The organism is Microbacterium sp. Bi128 (assembly GCF_918698205.1).
On sequence record NZ_CAKKMM010001023.1, the window covers coordinates 1 to 1,844 of the forward strand.

Sequence of the window (1,844 nt, forward strand, 5' to 3'; positions counted from 1 at the left end):
GCCATGGCGTTTGTGGAGCGCTTGTGTCCAGTGTCACGCGCCTTTGTGGCCGGGAAGGCATCGCCGCCCCGGCCACAAAGCCGCGATGCGCGCTAGACGGTCTTGGTGAGGATGTCCTCGACGTAGGCCACCAAGGTGCGGACGGTGCAGCCCGTGCCCTGTTTGTGGTTGTAGCCGTAGGGGCTGCCGTTGTTAAACGACGGGCCGGCGATGTCGATGTGCGCCCATGGGATCTGTTCCCCGTCCTTGCCCTTGCCGACGAACTCGCGCAGGAAGACGGCCGCCGTCATCATGCCGCCGTGGCGTTCGCCAATGTTGGCGATGTCGGCGACCTGGGAGTCGAGGCTGGCCCGGAGTTCTTCCGGCAGCGGCATGGGCCAGACGAGCTCGCCGGCCCGGTCCGCGGCGGTCTTGATGGCGCCGGTAAGGGAGTCGGAACCCATCACGCCGGCCGTGCGGTCGCCCAGAGCAATGAGCTGGGCCCCGGTGACGATGCCATCGGCCATGACCAGGCGACCCTCGGCGTCGGTGTTGAGGACCTCGACGGTCTTGCCGCCGAACATCGTCAGAACGTCCGCCGGGCGCTGTGCAGCGCCGGAGGGCATGTTCTCGGCGATGCAGAGCCACGCGGTCGCCTTGACGGGCAGCCCGAGGCCCGCGAGGGCCAGGACGGTGTTGAGGACGACGGCGGCACCCGCCATGTCGGACTTCATGTCGCCCATGCCCAGGGCCGGCTTGATGGAGATGCCGCCCGTGTCAAAGGTGATGCCCTTGCCCACGAGGGCGATCTTGGCTGTGGCCTTCGCCGGGGCGTATTCGACCTTTACGAGGCGCGGCTGCCGGGTGGAGCCCTTGCCGACGCCAAGAATGCCGCCGAATCCCTCCTTCTCAAGACGCTTCTCGTCCCAGACGGTCACCTTCACCGGCAGGCCCTTGGACAGTTCCTTGGCGGCGTCGGCAAAGGACTCGGGGTAGAGGTGGCTCGGCGGCTGGTTGACCAGCGTGCGGTTCGCGTTCACGGCCGTGCCGATCAGGGATGCCCGGTTCAGGACCGGCACCAGCGCCTTGTCCGTGGCGAAATCGGTGCGGATGATGACGTTCTTCACCGGGTCCTTGAGCCCGTCCTTGGAGGACCGGAACTCCGTGTAGGAGTAGGCGCCCATCGCGGCGCCCTCGGCGACCGCCGCGACCTCGGCCAGGGTGGTCGTGGGCAGGGCAAGGGTGACGGTGGCGACGCCGGCCAGCTGGCGGACGGCCGAGCCGGCGGCGCGGCGCAGTGCCTCCTCGGAGAGCGGCTGCGTGGCCGAAAGCTTGCCGACGCCGGCGAGCAGCAGGATGGTCGCTCCCGCCTCGGGCAGGCCGGGCAGCCGGTGAGCCTGGTCCGCCGCGCCCGTGATGCCAAGAACGCTCAGTGATTCCGCCAGGGCCTCCGCGGCCTTGGCCGTCAGCGGATTGTCGAGCAGAACGGGGCCGTCAGGACCCTGTCCGACGCCGATGACGAGGGCATCGCTGGGGGACTTCTTCAAATCCCCTGCGACTGCACTAAGTTTGACTTCACTATTCTTGACCACGAGGACAGTCCTCAATTCTCTGTGATGGTTCTCGGTGATATTCGGCAGGAACTGCATGTTTGGCGTCCTGCCACGGATCCCGGGGCGCCGTCGGTCTGGGACGCAACCCGGTGTCTGCAAAACAAGCCCTAGGGCCATCACCGATCGTAGTCTCTCGACCGTGCGGAAATTCAATCGAATGAGAGCTGGAGCACACCCCGGGCAGGAATTAGCCCGGGCGCCGGGGCGTTGTATTGGTAGAGACGCTGCGGAGCGGTGAGTGCTCCATGGGAC

The 1,844-nt window shown here is 67.0% G+C and carries 1 protein-coding gene; it reads right to left on the reverse strand.

Annotated elements, in window-relative coordinates; translation table 11 throughout:
• Positions 1-92 precede the first annotated feature (92 nt).
• Entirely contained in the window at positions 93-1,571 is a 1,479-nt protein-coding gene (locus tag LQV45_RS29305; protein WP_230010579.1) for a leucyl aminopeptidase, read from the reverse strand.
• Between the last annotated feature and the right edge of the window lie 273 nt (positions 1,572-1,844).